This window comes from Sharpea porci (assembly GCF_009695655.1).
Classification (GTDB): Bacteria; Bacillota_I; Bacilli_A; order Erysipelotrichales; family Coprobacillaceae; genus Sharpea; species Sharpea porci.
The window spans coordinates 1-14,610 of record NZ_VUNM01000004.1 but is presented as its reverse complement, the minus strand read 5'-3'; the positions used below and the strand labels follow the sequence as shown (position 1 = coordinate 14,610).

Annotated in this window: 13 protein-coding genes; 12 read left to right on the top strand and 1 reads right to left on the bottom strand. The window is 35.2% G+C overall.

Features of this window, described 5'->3' with window-relative positions; translation table 11 throughout:
* The 7 genes from FYJ79_RS03135 (at position 1) to FYJ79_RS03105 (ending at position 8,893) form a co-directional block, all read left to right on the top strand.
* Entirely contained in the window at positions 1-2,316 is a 2,316-nt protein-coding gene (locus FYJ79_RS03135) for a hypothetical protein (RefSeq protein ID WP_154514514.1), read from the top strand.
* A gap of 305 nt (positions 2,317-2,621) precedes the next feature.
* The gene (locus tag FYJ79_RS03130; RefSeq protein ID WP_195837000.1) at positions 2,622-3,404 is read left to right on the top strand and encodes a GDSL-type esterase/lipase family protein; all 783 of its coding nucleotides are present in this window, start codon (positions 2,622-2,624) and stop codon (positions 3,402-3,404) included.
* Positions 3,405-3,407: 3 nt separating this feature from the next.
* Positions 3,408-3,881 (top strand): DUF4358 domain-containing protein, encoded by a 474-nt coding sequence (locus FYJ79_RS03125; protein ID WP_154514512.1) that lies wholly within the window; start codon positions 3,408-3,410, stop codon positions 3,879-3,881.
* Between the two features lie 14 nt (positions 3,882-3,895).
* A complete protein-coding gene (locus FYJ79_RS03120) occupies positions 3,896-5,242 on the top strand; it encodes an MBOAT family O-acyltransferase (RefSeq protein WP_154514511.1) in 1,347 nt (448 codons plus the stop codon).
* A 12-nt stretch (positions 5,243-5,254) separates the two neighbouring features.
* Entirely contained in the window at positions 5,255-6,376 is a 1,122-nt protein-coding gene (locus tag FYJ79_RS03115; protein WP_154514510.1) for a DHHW family protein, read from the top strand.
* 158 nt (positions 6,377-6,534) lie between these two features.
* The gene (locus FYJ79_RS03110) at positions 6,535-8,082 is read left to right on the top strand and encodes an L-lactate permease (RefSeq protein ID WP_154514509.1); all 1,548 of its coding nucleotides are present in this window, start codon (positions 6,535-6,537) and stop codon (positions 8,080-8,082) included.
* A 73-nt stretch (positions 8,083-8,155) separates the two neighbouring features.
* On the top strand, positions 8,156-8,893 hold the full coding sequence (locus tag FYJ79_RS03105; protein WP_154514508.1) for a hypothetical protein: 738 nt from the start codon (positions 8,156-8,158) through the stop codon (positions 8,891-8,893).
* On the opposite strand, the gene FYJ79_RS03100 is transcribed toward FYJ79_RS03105, so the two are convergent.
* Positions 8,877-9,224, bottom strand: a complete 348-nt coding sequence (locus tag FYJ79_RS03100) for an Hpt domain-containing protein (protein WP_154514507.1) — start codon at positions 9,222-9,224, stop codon at positions 8,877-8,879. The genes FYJ79_RS03105 and FYJ79_RS03100 overlap by 17 nt on opposite strands.
* A 143-nt stretch (positions 9,225-9,367) precedes the next feature.
* Between FYJ79_RS03100 and FYJ79_RS03095 the strand changes: the two genes are divergently transcribed.
* The 5 genes from FYJ79_RS03095 (at position 9,368) to FYJ79_RS03075 (ending at position 14,448) form a co-directional block, all read left to right on the top strand.
* A complete protein-coding gene (locus tag FYJ79_RS03095) occupies positions 9,368-10,774 on the top strand; it encodes a TrkH family potassium uptake protein (RefSeq protein WP_154514506.1) in 1,407 nt (468 codons plus the stop codon).
* Between the two features lie 11 nt (positions 10,775-10,785).
* Positions 10,786-11,457 (top strand): potassium channel family protein, encoded by a 672-nt coding sequence (locus FYJ79_RS03090; RefSeq protein WP_154514505.1) that lies wholly within the window; start codon positions 10,786-10,788, stop codon positions 11,455-11,457.
* Between the two features lie 94 nt (positions 11,458-11,551).
* Positions 11,552-12,145 (top strand): type IV toxin-antitoxin system AbiEi family antitoxin domain-containing protein, encoded by a 594-nt coding sequence (locus FYJ79_RS03085; RefSeq protein ID WP_154514504.1) that lies wholly within the window; start codon positions 11,552-11,554, stop codon positions 12,143-12,145.
* The gene (locus FYJ79_RS03080; RefSeq protein ID WP_154514503.1) at positions 12,142-12,999 is read left to right on the top strand and encodes a nucleotidyl transferase AbiEii/AbiGii toxin family protein; all 858 of its coding nucleotides are present in this window, start codon (positions 12,142-12,144) and stop codon (positions 12,997-12,999) included. The genes FYJ79_RS03085 and FYJ79_RS03080 overlap by 4 nt, the downstream gene beginning before the upstream one ends.
* A 120-nt stretch (positions 13,000-13,119) precedes the next feature.
* Positions 13,120-14,448: an NCS2 family permease gene (locus tag FYJ79_RS03075; protein ID WP_154514502.1), complete on the top strand. Its 1,329-nt coding sequence runs from the start codon at positions 13,120-13,122 to the stop codon at positions 14,446-14,448.
* Positions 14,449-14,610: the final 162 nt, after the last annotated feature.

Genomic DNA, 14,610 nt, shown 5'->3' with positions numbered 1-14,610 from the left:
ATGAAGAAAAATGTTTTAAAGAAAGCTATTCCCCTTACTGTTGCAGCAACAATGATGAATGTTGTACCAGTAGCAGCTTATGATAAAGATGAAACTGTATATACTAAAGTAGATGGTGATGGCAATGTCACTTATCAGGTTGTTTCAGAACAATTAAAGAGTTCTAAGAAAGAAGAAATTAAAGATCATTCTGACTTATCTAATATCAAGAATATTTCTGGTGATGAAAAGTATAAGAAAGATGGTAATGACTTAACTTGGAAGAGTAAAGGTGATGATATCTTCTATCAAGGTAAAACAACAAAACAGTTACCTATTACAGTAGAAACATCATATAAACTCGATGGACAGGAAATTAGTCCGAAAGATGCTTCAGGCAAGAAGGGTCATGTAGAAATCTCATTCAAATATACAAACAATGATAAACATGACTATAATGGTAAAACACTCTATACACCATTTACTATTGCCTTAGCTACAACTCTTAATTCAGATAACAACAAGAATGTCACAATCAACAATGGTAAAGTTGTCAATAATGGTGAAAATAATATTATTGTTGGTATTGCTGCTCCTGGTCTATATGAATCATTAAACTTAGATCAGTTAAAGAGTTTTGATGAAATCAAGATTGAATTTGATACTACAGACTTAGATATTAAATCATTCTATTCTGTTGCAACTCCTAAACTAGCAACAGCTGATGATATTAATGGTATGTTTGATAAGATTGATGGCTCATTTGATGACCTCAACAAACTTAAAGATGCCACAAACCAGTTAGTTACTGGTACATCAGACTTATCTAAGGGCGCTAAGACATTAAGTGATGGTACAAAGACATTCAATTCTGGCTTAGTGACTGCTAATTCAGGTGCTGGTCTTCTTACAAAGAACTCTAAGAGCTTAAGAGATGGTGCTAGCCAGCTAGCAAGTGGTTTAGGTCAAGCTAAATCAAGCCTTCTTGATAGTGGTAAGTTAGATCAGCTTGTTAAAGGGTCTTCTGATTTAGATGCTGGCGTAGATCAACTTCGGAATGGGGTTGTTGATTTTAAGAATCAATCGAATGATTCATTAAAAAAAGAAGTTCGTAAAATGGTAAAAAGCAATGCTTATAAACAGGCAGCTTTTACCATGCAGGCTATAGCTGGTGAAATGTTATATAAATCTGTCTCTACTCAGAAACAAGACTTAGTTAATAAAGTAACTGAGCTTAATGATTTAACAAAAAAAGCTGCTATTGAGGGAAGTGCAGCAATATCAATAAATACTTCAATATATTTACAAAATCAAATATTAAATGGTGCTAAGGTAGAGAATAAACAGGAATTGGATAAACTTGTGCAAAATACAGAAACAAGACTAAAAGTTTTAGCAAATACAAATACTGATGAAGATAATTCAACACCAATTCCAAGTAAAAATGCTAAATCCGCTACGCTGGATCAGTTAGTAGAAGCGTATACACAGTTAGTAAAAGTTCAAACTCAATATGATGACTTACAGAATACTATAGATAAAACAAAGAATCAATTGCCAAAAGGCTATGATTATAACAACGCTGAACAAGATAAAGAAGCTGCTCTTCAAATCGCTAGTGGATTATCTTCAAATAATTCAACAGAAGGAAGCAATACAGCTCAAGAAGATCTAGATTTCTTGCTTAATAAACATAAGGATGATTTGGTCTCTTTAGTAGAAAAAGCTTATGAAAATCCGAATTCAACTGATCCAAGTGTTTCAACTACTGTTCGAATAATGAAACAGTATCATGTCTATGATAAAATTAATGCTGGCTTGAAGGAAGCTAATCAAAATGCTGCAGTTGCTATTCAAACGCTAAATGGTGGATTTGATCAATTGCTAAATGGTATTGATGAGAAAAATGGCTTAAAAGATGGCGCTCATCAAATAGCAGAAGGTGCAAAGGCCTTTACTCAATCATCAAATGGTCAAATTTCATTAAAGGATGCTTTAAAGCAACTCGCTAGTGGTTCTTCTAAGTTAAATGCTGGTACTAAGGAATATACTGAAGGCGTTGATAAATTAGCTGGTGGTGTTTCTCAGTTAACAAGTGCATTCACTCAGATTGTCAATGGTAGTGCGCAGTTATCAACTGGTGCTGATAAGTTAGCTAGCGGTATGTCTGAATATAAGACAACTGGTATTGATAAGTTAACTGAACTTGCTGATACATTAAATGGTGATAGTGATACAGCTAAACAGTTAACAAAGTATGCAGATGAATATACTTATACTGCTACAAACAAAGATGCTAACTATACAACTAAGTTCGTATATATCGTACAAGAATAATCAATTTTCCAGACAATGATGGCTCATGTCATCATTGTCTTTTTTTAAAATAAGATAATTGTTGTAAGTGGTTACTATTTGTTGTGGTTTTGATGAATATGAATTTTATTTTCAACAAGAGTATGGTATTATAGACATGCGGATAGATTGCTATTTGGGAAAGCAGCAAATTTTTGTATTCATTGGAAATATTATTTTATAATGATCATATTATTGCGTGGAAAATCTATTTGCATATGAGACACTTTTGTGTCTCTTTTTGTATTTTCAGTGTATAATGGCAATAAAAAGGAAAAATGATGAAAATGAAGAAAGTAAAACTGACAAAACAAACAAAGATCATATTAGCTGTGATTGCTTTACTTCTTGTTGGTTTAATCACTTATAAAGGAGTACAATACTATAAGCTCCAACAGGAAATAAGCAGGGGACGTGCTTATTTAAAACAGCTTGATGATCAATCGTTATCAAACATTAAGAATACCATTGATAAACAAAATGAAAGTGATGAATTAGCACTTGGTAAACAGGCTCTAAAGGATTATGAAAAGAATAAAGATAAGCTTTGGGGTGCTTTTAAGAACTATGTGTTGATTGGGGATAGTAGGGTGGAGAGTTTTAAACAGTTCTTGCCAGAAACCAATGTTCTTGCGAAAAAGGGCACACGTATTACAAAGGTTGATGATTATTTAGGTACAATCAAGAATATCAGTCCTAAGTATGTCTTTATCAGTTATGGTGTGAATGACTTAAGTATTCCTGCATATTATAATCAGGATAAATACATTGAAGTCTATCAGTCCTATTGTGAAAAGATTAAGAAAGTCGCACCTGATGCAACCATCTATGTGAATTCAATCATTCCTGTTAATGACAAGGCTATTAATAAACAGGCTAATTATAAGAATATTCCATCTTATAATGCAAAGCTTAAGGCAATGTGCAAGAAGAATGGTTATAAGTATGTGGATCTTGATGCGCTTGCGAAACAACATCCTGATGAATATGAGCAGGATGGTATTCATTTCAAGAGCAGTTTTTATAAATATTGGGCTTATCGCCTGTTAAGTAGTGTCTATGGAGGATAAGTGATGGGTATCAAGATTACAAGAACTTTAAGAATACTATTCGTTATTTTGATTGTGGTTTATATTGGCATGAGTGTAAAGGGTGCTACAGTGAGTCAAACAAGTTTTGATCAGATGTCGAAAGTGATTGCGAAATATCAAAATAAGAATACACAGTTAGGAAATAATCAGGCTATTAAAAGACTTTATAAGCTGAATCCTGCTGATTATGAAGGTGTTTTGCTTTATCAGCCAAGTAGTACAATGAATGCGGAAGAGATCTTGGTTATAAAGCTTAAGGATAAGAGCCAGGCGAATGATGTCAAAAATGCGATTGAAGCAAGAAAGAAGAGTCAGTTAAATACTTTTAAGGGATATGGAGCAACACAAACAGATTTGTTGAATAAGAGTATTATTGATGTACAACCTAACTATATATTATATGTTGTTGATCCACAGGCATCTTCAATTGATGATGCGTTCAAGAAGGCATTATAAAAGGAGGAAAGATTATGGCATTTAATACAATTACATTCCTCTTTTTCTTCTTTCCTATTACCCTTCTTCTCTTCTTTTTAACACCTAAGAAATATCGTTCTTATACATTATTGGTTGTATCCTTTGTTTTCTATTGTTGGGGAGATACAAAAAATCTCATCTTTATTCTTTTTAGTGCCTTATTTAGCTATTTAACAGCATTAGAAATAGATATTCTTAAACAAGAAAACAAAGAGAAGGAAAATAAAATAGTTTTCATTACTGCAATTGTTGTTCATGTTGCTTTATTGGCATTCTTCAAATATACAGGCTTACTGAGTATGCCTTTAGGTATTTCCTTCTATACATTCTCAGTACTTTCATACATTTTTGATGTTTATTATGGCAAATGTCATGCAGAAAGAAATATCTTAGATTATTTGCTTTATGTAAGCTTCTTTCCAAAAGTCATTTCTGGTCCAATTATCCAGTTTCATGACTTTAAGAACCAGCTTGTTCATCGTATTGTGACAAGAAAGGGTGTTGTTGAAGGAACACAGCTTTTCATGCTTGGTTTATTTAAGAAAGTTCTTTTAGCTGATCAGTTAGGTATGGCTTATAGTGCTTTCCATCAAACTAATACAGTTATTGGTAGTTATTTAACAGTTATCAGTTATGGCTTACAGCTCTACTTTGATTTTTCTGGTTACTCTGATATGGCGATAGGTCTTTCAAGTATCTTTGGTTTCCATTTTGGCAAGAACTTCGATGAACCATATACAAGTCATAGTATTAGTGAATTCTGGCGTAGATGGCATATCAGCCTAGGAGCTTGGTTTAGAGATTATGTCTATATTCCATTAGGTGGAAACCGTGTGGATACAAGAAGACATATTCTGAACTTAATTGTTGTATGGCTATTAACGGGGATATGGCATGGTAATACATTTGGCTTTGTCATCTGGGGACTTTATCATGGTTTCTTTGTGATTGGGGAAAAATATTTCTTTAAGCACCTTCATGAAAAAATCAAGCCAGGATTACAAGTCTTTATTACTGATGTTATTGTTTTTATTGGATGGGTTTTCTTCTTCTCACCAACACTTCCTGATGCCTTCGCTTTATTAGGACGTTTGATTGGTGTGCATACAGGTGGCTTTATTTCAAGTCAGACAATTTATTATTTACTTGGTAATGGCTTGATTGTGATTGTCGCTATTATGTGTTGTATGCCTATTGTTCAAAGAAGCTATCAGAAAATCTTTATGTTGAATAAGAAGAGAAATATTGTCAATCTCATTCTTCAAATTATTCTCTTTATTGTATGTATTGCTTATATGATTGGCTCTACATATTCATCATTCCTATACTTTGCATTCTAAGGTGGTATTGTTATGTTAAAAAGATATCAAAGAATTCTCATCACCATCTTCTATATAATCCTCGTCTTCTTTTTAATCGCAAGCTTAATCATGCCAGATAAAAAGATGTCCGAACAGGAGAATAGAACACTGACGCAGTTTCCCCAACTCACAACGACATCAATCATCAATGGGCATTTCTTCTCCCAGCTTGATGACTACTTAAGTGACCAGTTCTTATTGCGTGATCAGTTCATGAAATTAAAAGTAAGAGTGGATAAGATGGAAGGCAAACGTGAATCAGCAGGTGTCTATTTAGGACATAAAGGCTATTTGCTTGCCAAGAATGAAATACCTAACACAAAGGCTCTCAACAACTCGATAAAAGCTATTAATACATTTAGCTCATCCCATGATAATATCTCTATGATGATCATTCCATCATCAGCAACCATCAACCCCGCCCTCCTGCCATTTGGTGCCCCTATGCGTGATGGCATAAAAGATATCAATAACTTCACTAAACAGCTTCAAAAAGTACAAGTGATTGATAGCGCAAAGGGATTAATGAAATATAAGCATGATTATCTCTATTATAAGACTGATCATCACTGGACGACATATGGGGCTTATCGTGAATTCCAAAGTGTTGCTCACCAGCTTGGTATTGAGAAACCAATAACCAAATACAAAAAGTACTTGGTGACAGATAGCTTTGAAGGTACGCTGGCAAGTGAAAGTGGGGACCATACGCATAGTGATGAAATCTATGTCTATGAACCTTCTACAAAAGTGAAATACTATGTGAACTATGTTGCTGAAAACAAAAAGACAACATCACTCTATGAGATTCAACAACTCAAAACAAAAGACCAGTACACACTTTTCCAGGGTGGTAATCATCCTGTTGTTGAAATCAATACAACCAACAACAATCATAAGAACCTCTTAATCTTTAAAGATTCTTATGCGAATAGCTTTGTACCTTTCCTTTATCCATATTATCAACGTATTATTATGGTTGATCCAAGATATTACAATGATGATATCAATAAGCTTATAGAGAATTATGATATTAACCAATATCTCTTCCTCTACAGTGCTAATACGATCATGAAAGATACATCACTATCCGACTTATTGAATAGTAATTAGAGAGCTTGCGAGCTCTCTTTTTAGTATTTAAGGGGAGAATGAAAGATTGTTAGCGATTACTTTAGGCCTTTTTGTGTTTTTTTCAAAAAAGATGCTTTATTTATAAAGAACATCGTATTACAATGCGTACGTAAAACACGATAAAAAGGGGAAAATTTATGAATTCATTTTTAATGTTCATTCTTGCCTTAGCACCAATTATTTGGTTAATCGTTGCGATGAGTGTCTTAAAGATGGCAGGCTGGAAGGCTTGTTTGATTGCACTTGTTGTAACTTTTGTGGAAGCTATGGCATTCTGGAAAATGCCTTTTGTCTTTGCGGCAACTGCTGCAGCAGAAGGGATCGCTAATGCCTTATGGCCTATTATCATTGTCATTTTAGCAGCATTATTCGTATATAATCTTACTGTTGAAACAGGTGCAATGGAAAAGATTAAAGCTATGCTTGCTTCAGTTTCTACTGATAAGCGTGTCTTAATGCTTTTAATTGCTTTTGGTTTTGGTAACTTCATGGAAGGTATGGCTGGCTTTGGTACAGCTGTCGCTATTCCTGCTGGTATTCTTGTAGGTCTTGGCTTTAATCCACTCTTAGCTGTTATTTCTTGCTTAGTTATTAACTCAACACCTACTGCTTTTGGTTCTGTTGGTGTCCCAGTTAATACGATGGCAAATATCACTGGTTTAAATGTTCAACAGATTGCTGGTGATACAGCACTTATTCAGATTGTTGTACAATTTATTATTCCATTTATTGCCTTGATGATTATTGGTAAAGGGACTAAGGCATTTAAAGGACTTATTCCATTTACTATTATTGCTGATTTAGCTTTTATTATTCCTGAATTCATTACTGCAAAATTCATTGGCCCAGACTTAGCTGATATTATTGGTGCCATTGTTTCTATGTTGATTATGATTCTTTGTGCCTTTAAGTTACCAATGAAGAAGGTTGAAGAATTCCAGGTTGAAGATGCTGGTAATGGTATGGAAGGCTTAACTTTTGGTGAAGCTTTCAAGAGCTGGTCTCCTTTCATCTTTGTCTTTATCTTCTTACTTGGTACATCTAAGATTGTGCCATTCATTCATGATCCACTAGCTTCTATCAACAGTCCTATTCAGTTCTATGCTGGTAAGAATCCGGCTACACTTACATTCTTCTGGATCAATACACCTGGTGTATTAATCTTGTTGGCTGGCTTAATTGGCGGGTCTATTCAGGGTGCTAGCTTTGGTACAATGATGGAAGTCCTTGGTCATACTGTAAAGACTAATGTGAAGACTATTATTACTATCTGTTCAGTATTAGCGGTTGCAAAGATTATGGGTTATAGTGGTATGATTACGGATATTGCGAAGGTTCTAGTAGCTGTAACTGGTGTATACTTCCCATTAATCTCTCCATTAATTGGTACAATTGGGGGCTTTGTAACTGGTTCTGGTACTTCTACAACTGCATTATTTGGGGCATTACAGGTACATACAGCCAAAGCTATTGGCGCAAATCAAACATGGTTGGCAGCTGGTAACTTAATGGGCGCTGGTCTTGGTAAGATGATCTGTCCTCAGTCTATCGCAATCGGTACAGCAGCTGTAGGTTTAAGCGGTGCAGAAAGCAAGATTCTTTCAAATGTCGTTAAATATACTGTACTCTTTGCAGTTATTGGCGGACTTATCTGCTTCTTCTTCCCAATGATTGGGTTGATTTAATGAGAATAAGGCAGTGACTTTAATGTCATTGTCTTTTTTTATGTTATAATCTTAGCTATAGGGAGGTGGCCTTATGGCAAAAAAGCAAGATGATGCGTTTGATCAAGCTTATTCACGGGGCGCTAAAGTCAAACGATTCTTTACAATTATTGTCTTTATTCTCACTGTAATTACTTGTATACAGCTATTCTTTATTCATGATTCTAAACAATTTAATCGACAAGTCTTTTCATTAATACAATATGTTGCGTTCTTCTTAATATTGAATTCACCAAAATTACTGAAGAAATACCATCTTGAAGTACCTGTTGAAGTCTATATTGTTGTGACAATATTTGCCTTCTTAGGTTTGGTGCTTGGTGATGGTTTGAATTTCTATGGGCGTATTCACTGGTGGGATAGCTTATTGCATTTTGCTTCCGGTGTTATTTTGTCATTTATTGCAATGTGGATGATACAGATGCTTATAGGAAGACATGAAAGACATCAATTACTTGATACTGTCTTGATTTATATCTTTGTAGCATCATTCTCACTAGCTGCAGGAGCATTCTGGGAGCTATGTGAATATACAACGGATGATCTCTTCAAGACTAATAACCAGCAATATATGGCTTCCACTAGAGGGACCATCATTACGAAGAACGATGTGCCACTTGTCGGACATGCAGCCTTAACGGATACAATGAAGGACTTGGCACTTGACTTAGGTGGTGCTCTTGTTGTCATTGCTTATGAGTGCAGCAAGAAGGGCCTACAAAAGAAGTTAAAAGAAAAGAAGTCTCAAGAGACTTCTAAGAAGAATGGGTAATGAAGTCTACGATCTCAGCGTAGGCTTTTTTAACAGGTGGAAAGCTCTGATCAACTTGGGAAAGATCATGGCGTCTTAATTCTTCGACAAGGATGCATACTGGTCGATAGATGGCATCAAGAGAGAGGTTGGCAGCAACACCCTTTAGCTTATGAGCAGCTTGAAAAGCTTCTTCGGCTTTCTTGGAAGCCAAAGCATTGACAAGTTCATAATAACTAGGGTCTTTAGGAAATTCTTTAAGAAAATGTTGATAGAGTTCTTCGTTGTCTACTACACGATGTACACCATCATCATAGTTAATACCATGTCGTATACAATCTTCACGTTTCATTTAATCCACCTTCCTTTTCTCTATCATAGCACAAATCAAAAATCTTTGAATCATAAAGAGGGTTGCAAGCCTATATAAAAAGGCATATAATCGTGGTGTTGAAGGGAAGTGACCTTCCTTTTTGTTATTATGAGGAATAGTTTATGGAAGCAGTTGTAGAAAAACGTCGTAAAAAGAAAAAAGTCCCTTTTTCAGGAACGAAGAAAATAGCTTTATCTTTTGCGGCTGTGATATTTGTCGGGTCCATACTGTTATCAATGCCTTTTGCGAATACTTTAGCTGTTCGTCCTTATATTGATAATCTGTATATTGCAGTAAGTTGTGTCTGTGTGACGGGGTTGACACCTTTTGATGTTGGGGCACAATATAATCTCTTTGGGGAGATTGTCATGGCCATCTTAATACAGATTGGTGGACTTGGACTGATTACATTTATTTATCTTGTACTCTATCAGATGGGCAGTAAGATGCGCATGAAGACCAAAATGGTTTTCTCTGAAGCACTCAATGCTGATAATGCGAAAACACTCCCAAGATTACTGAAGACCATTTTCTTTTATACTTTCTTAATGGAAATCACTGGGGCCATTATTTTGAGTACTGTCTTTGTCCCAAGATATGGCATTGTAAGAGGTATATATTTTGGTTTATGGCATGCGATTTCAGGATTCTGTAATGCTGGCTTTGATTTACTTGGCAGTACAAGCTTAATCAAATATAATGTCAATCCCGTCATTAACTTTGTGATTCCATTATTGATTATTACAGGGGGTATTGGTTTTAGAGTTGTTCTTGATATCTATGATACATTCAGGAAAGAAAAACATCATAAATCCAGATTCTCGTTGCATCGTTTTGCCCGTCAGTTACACTTACATTCCAAGCTTGTCTTAGTAACGACATTCGTCCTCTTAATCAGTGGAACAATTCTCTTCTTAGCTATCGAATACAACAATATGGCTACGATTGGAAGAATGACCTTTGGCCAGAAGCTTGCCGCTAGTTTCTTCCAGTCAACGACAACCCGTACAGCTGGTTTCTCCAGTGTACCAATGGTAGAATTAAGACCAGCTACAAAGATTATTATGTGTATCTTGATGTTTATTGGTGGTTCACCAGCATCAACTGCCGGTGGTATTAAGACAGTGACATTTGCCTTAGTTATCCTAATGCTGCATTCGGTTTATACAGGTAGTGAAGAAACCTATATCTTCCATCGTCGTATTAAGAAAAGAATTATGCTTTCTGCATTTTCCATCTTTGCGATATCGCTGACAATATGTTTTACAGCCCTTATTTTATTAACAATTACTGACCCACAATTCAATAGCTTGAATCTTGCCATGGAAGTCTTCTCTGCCTTTGGTACTGTAGGACTTTCAGCTGATGTAACAGGTGGATTGTCATTTGCGGGTAAGGTTATTGATATTCTATTAATGTATACAGGAAGAATCGGTCCTGTTTCCTTAATGATCTTATTTACAAGAAAAGCCCATTCACAAATTGATAAAGAAATTAAATATCCTGATGAGGATGTTATCGTTGGTTAGGAGGACGTTTTATGTCTAAAACAAAACAAGTCGCTATTCTAGGTTTAGGAATCTTTGGGTCAACACTTGCCGAAACACTCGAAGATTATGGTGTGGAAGTCTTAGCTGTTGATATTGATCCAGCATGTGTTGAAAGAATTGCGGATAATGTAACGAGAGCTGTTGTGGCCGATGTCACAGATAAAGATCAGCTCTTGGAATTAGGAGTTGCTGACTTTGATACTGCTGTTGTGGCAATTAGTAAGCACTTCGAAGAGTCAGTATTATGTACAATGATTCTTAAAGAAGCAGGTATCAAGAATGTCATTGTCAAAGCACGTACAAAACGTAAGAAGATGATCTTAGAAAAGGTTGGGGCTGATAAAGTCATCAATGTTGAAAAGGATATGGCTTATAAGGTCGCTAAGTCATTATTACGTCGAAGTATTGTAGATTTAGTAGAGCTTGATAGTGAATATTCGATTGTAGAAATTAAAGTTATGCCAGACTGGGTTGGCAAGAGCTTAAAGATGTTGAATATTCGTAGTGCTTATGGCATGAATATTATTGGTATTACTTGTGTTGATGCGAAACAGATGAATATGGACTTTACTGCTGACTATGTTGTTAAAGAGGGAGATCATTTCGTTGTTGCCGCCAAGACAAAGAAAATAGAAGAATGGGATTATCTTACAAGAGACTAAGACGGGTAACCGTCTTTTTCTTTATTTTTATATGTACAATAACACATTAATTATATAAAATATAATGTGTGTTAGTAAAGAAGAGGTGATGTTTATGAGAAATAAAGAAAGAATCAATAATATGATTGAAATGTCTGGGAATGGTACTATTACAGCTACACAAATAACAAAAGCAGGTATATCAAGGAATGTCTTAAAAGAACTATGTGATGAAGGTGTTATATATCGCTTTGGACGTGGATTATATGTGAAATGTGATGCTTGGGAGGATGACTTCTATCTCTTACAACAAAAATATAGCCGTGGTATTTATTCACATGATACTGCTCTCTTTCTATTAGGGTATTCAGATCGTACACCTGCAAGCTATACAATGACTTTTCCAAAAGGATATAATGCTCCCTCTTTAAAAGAAGAAAATATTACAATTAAACGTGTTATACCAAAGAACTATGAGATGGGCATTATAGAAATACAATCTCCCTCAGGAAATCCAATCTATGTTTATAATCTTGAAAGAACGCTTTGTGATATACTTCGCGGAAAGGGAAGTGACATTCAAATCGTTAATGATGCAATGAAACGCTATGCGTCTTCAAATCGTATAGATATGAATAAACTCATTCAGTATGCTGATCAACTTCATGTGAAATCACGTATTTTACGTTATATGGAGATATTGTTATGAAAATGAAAAATGCAATGCAATTAAAAGCTTTGATCAAGAACAAGGCAAAAGAAAAAAATATATCAGCACAGCTTGTAATGCAAAATTATATGCTTGAAAGATTATTAGAGCGTATTTCACTATCATCATATAAAAATAATTTTATTATAAAAGGTGGTTTTCTTGTGTCAGCTATCGTTGGTTTGGATACAAGAACTACAATGGATCTTGATACAACTATAAAAGGCTTTAATCTTACTCATGAGAACATACGTAAAATATTTGAAAACATATGTGCAATTCAAATTGATGATGGAATTCAGTTTGAACTCACGAATATTTTAGATATTCGTGAGAAAGATGACTATCCAGGCGTTCGCATTATGTTGAAAGCTCATTATTCTCCAATTTCTGTTTCTATTAGTGTTGATATCACTACTGGTGATATGATTACTCCGCATGAAATAGAATACGCCTTTCCAATGCTGTTCAAAGAGGGATATATCAAAGTTCTTTCTTATAATTTAGAAACAATTTTGGCAGAAAAGTTAGAAACTGTATTATATAGAAATATTGCGAATACCCGGTTAAGAGACTACTATGACATTTATGTCCTCTATAACCTTTATAATGTAGAGTTGAACCTAAATGTTCTTTCTCAATCATTGATAAGGACATCGCGAAAACGTGGTAGTCTAATGATTTTGGATGAATATCCAAAAATAATGATGGAGATACGTAAAAGCTTAAATCTACAAAATCAATGGCGAAAGTACCGAGATTTCTATGATTATGCTAAAGATATTAGCTTTGATGATATTTGTAATACTATTGTATTAATAATGGATGCAATCTCTTGTTTGATAATAAAATAATAAATGTATCCCCTTACATTGAAAAATGTTGAGTTTATCGTCTCTTTTTGATATTGCAGTAAATTATATTTTTGCATATAATAAAGATGTTTTTCAAAAGTATATAGGGGGAAAGTTATTTTGATCGAAAAGTTATTCAATCTAGAGAAACATGGCACTAATGTCAAGACTGAAATTCTTGCCGGTGTCACTACCTTTTTGGCAATGGCTTATATCCTAGCCGTTAACCCAAGTATTCTTGGTCAGGCTGGCATGCCAAAAGAAGGTGTCTTCTTAGCAACAGCTATTGCTTCAGGTTTAACTTCTATTCTTATGGGTGTACTTGCCAACTATCCAGTTGCTTTATCAGCTGGTATGGGTGTCAATGCATTATTCACTTATACGATTGTTGGTCAGATGCATTTAAGCTATCAGGGTGCCTTAGCTTGTGTCTTTGTATCAGGTTTAATCTTTATCTTAATCACTGTAACAAACGTACGTAAAGCTATCATCAATGCCATCCCACAGCAGTTAAAATTAGCTATTGGTGCTGGTATTGGTTTCTTCGTTGCCTTTGTTGGTTTAAAGAATGCTGGTATCGTTGTCGCTAACCAGGCTACATTTGTAGGTTTAGGTAACTTCACAAAGCCAGAAGTCTTACTTGCCTTATTTGGTATTGTTGTTACATTAATCTTCTGGGGTAAGAATGTACCAGCAGGTGTCTTCTGGGGCTTAGTTGTCACAGCAATCGTTGGTATGATCTTTGGTGGTATTACTGGTGCTAAAGCTTTACCACAGTTACCTCATGGTGTTGTTTCTATTGAATTTGATACTTCATTATTTGGTGCTTTCGCATCAGGATTTAGTGAATTATTTGCTCATCCTAATTGCTGGCTAGCAATCTTCTCATTATTATTCGTTGACTTCTTTGATACAGCAGGCACATTAGTTGCCGTTGCAGGTAAGACTGATATCATGGATAAAGAAACTGGTGAATTAAGAGATGTAGAAAAAGCATTATTAGCTGACTCTATTGGTACAGTATTTGGTTCAATGGTTGGTACTTCAACAGTTACATCATTCGTAGAATCTGCTTCAGGTGTAGGCGTTGGTGGTAGAACTGGTTTAACAGCTGTTACTACAGGTGTTCTCTTCTTACTCGCAGCCTTCTTCTCACCATTACTAACAGCTGTAACATCAGCTGTCACTGCTCCAGCATTAGTTGTAGTAGGTATCATGATGGCACAACAGTTAGAAGGCTTAGAATGGAACAACATTGTCTTTGCTTCATCAGCTTTCGTAACAATTATCTTTATGATTCTTGGCTACTCAATCTCTAATGGTTTAGCTCTTGGCTTTATCACTTATGCGATTACTGCAGTAGCTACAGGTAAATCTAAAGAAGTATCACCAATCGTATGGTGTCTTGTCGTATTATTCATTATTTACTTCGTTGTATTACCAAAGTAATAGACTCTAAGTGTGGCTCATGCCACACTTTTTCTTTTGTAGTACAAGCGAAGCTTGTATCTAGTCTTTAGACAGTTGAGCGTACGTAGGACGCGAAACAATAAACCACCTGCTATGCAGGTGGATGGCAAGACAGTTATACAAAAACATCACCGTTCCTTC

Bases quoted from the DNA above. Each gene is read 5' to 3' on its own strand.
- FYJ79_RS03080 (WP_154514503.1), top strand. From the start codon at position 12,142: ATGAAAATGAAAAATGCAATGCAATTAAAAGCTTTGATCAAGAACAAG.
- FYJ79_RS03130 (WP_195837000.1), top strand. From the start codon at position 2,622: ATGAAGAAAGTAAAACTGACAAAACAAACAAAGATCATATTAGCTGTG.
- FYJ79_RS03125 (WP_154514512.1), top strand. From the start codon at position 3,408: ATGGGTATCAAGATTACAAGAACTTTAAGAATACTATTCGTTATTTTG.
- FYJ79_RS03110 (WP_154514509.1), top strand. From the start codon at position 6,535: ATGAATTCATTTTTAATGTTCATTCTTGCCTTAGCACCAATTATTTGG.
- FYJ79_RS03095 (WP_154514506.1), top strand. From the start codon at position 9,368: ATGGAAGCAGTTGTAGAAAAACGTCGTAAAAAGAAAAAAGTCCCTTTT.
- FYJ79_RS03090 (WP_154514505.1), top strand. From the start codon at position 10,786: ATGTCTAAAACAAAACAAGTCGCTATTCTAGGTTTAGGAATCTTTGGG.
- FYJ79_RS03085 (WP_154514504.1), top strand. From the start codon at position 11,552: ATGAGAAATAAAGAAAGAATCAATAATATGATTGAAATGTCTGGGAAT.
- FYJ79_RS03115 (WP_154514510.1), top strand. From the start codon at position 5,255: ATGTTAAAAAGATATCAAAGAATTCTCATCACCATCTTCTATATAATC.
- FYJ79_RS03105 (WP_154514508.1), top strand. From the start codon at position 8,156: ATGGCAAAAAAGCAAGATGATGCGTTTGATCAAGCTTATTCACGGGGC.
- FYJ79_RS03100 (WP_154514507.1), bottom strand. From the start codon at position 9,224: ATGAAACGTGAAGATTGTATACGACATGGTATTAACTATGATGATGGT.
- FYJ79_RS03120 (WP_154514511.1), top strand. From the start codon at position 3,896: ATGGCATTTAATACAATTACATTCCTCTTTTTCTTCTTTCCTATTACC.
- FYJ79_RS03135 (WP_154514514.1), top strand. From the start codon at position 1: ATGAAGAAAAATGTTTTAAAGAAAGCTATTCCCCTTACTGTTGCAGCA.